At 74.3% G+C, this 630-nt stretch carries 1 protein-coding gene and 1 pseudogene; both read left to right on the forward strand.

Going from position 1 to position 630, the window contains the following annotated elements; all coding sequences use genetic code 11:
- Positions 1-387, forward strand: a 387-nt coding sequence (locus tag GJV64_RS15225; protein WP_205599674.1) for a type II secretion system protein GspJ, incomplete at its 5' end; no start/stop codon positions are given.
- A pseudogene (locus GJV64_RS15230) lies at positions 384-630 on the forward strand (hypothetical protein); the annotation flags it as partial. The gene GJV64_RS15225 and the pseudogene GJV64_RS15230, both read left to right, overlap by 4 nt.

A 630-nucleotide genomic window follows, 5' to 3' on the forward strand; every position in this document is an offset into this window, starting at 1 on the left:
GCCCGGCCGTGGCGCGACGTGGCTGGCCAGGCGCAGCCGGCGTTCCGGGCCGGCGGTGCTGATGGCAGTCTGTTCACGCTGGTGCGCGGCGGCTGGGCCAATCCCGCCGGCAGCCCGCGCGCTTCGCTGCAGCGCGTGCGCTATGGCCTGGAGGATGGCAAGCTCGTCCGCCACGGCGCCGTCATGCTGGACGGCACCGACGATGGGCCGGGCACCGTGCTGCTGAGCGGCATCGCCAGCGCCCGCCTGCGCCTGCTGGGCCCGAATGGCTGGCAGGAGGGCTGGAGCGGCAGCGCCCTGCCGCGTGCCCTTGAGCTGACGCTGGCCGGGCCGGAACTGGGCGAGGTGCGCCAGCTGCTGCTCGTCGGGACGGGGGGTGCGGCATGAGGCGGCGCCAATCCGAAGAGGGTGCGGCACTGATCAACGTGCTGGTGCTGGTGGGCGTGCTGTCGGCGCTGGCGACCACCATGTTTGATCGCATGCGCATCGCCCGCCATCTCGACCTGGCGCGCAGTGCCGCTGGACAAGCGCAGGCCGGTGCGCTGGCCGCCGAGCCGCTGCTGTTGGCCCGTGCCCGTGGCCCGCTGCCGCCGGCACCAATCACGCTTGCAACGCCGGCCGGCAGCGCCA

Source organism: Sandarakinorhabdus rubra, from assembly GCF_010994245.1.
Lineage (GTDB): Bacteria > Pseudomonadota > Alphaproteobacteria > Sphingomonadales > Sphingomonadaceae > Sandarakinorhabdus > Sandarakinorhabdus rubra.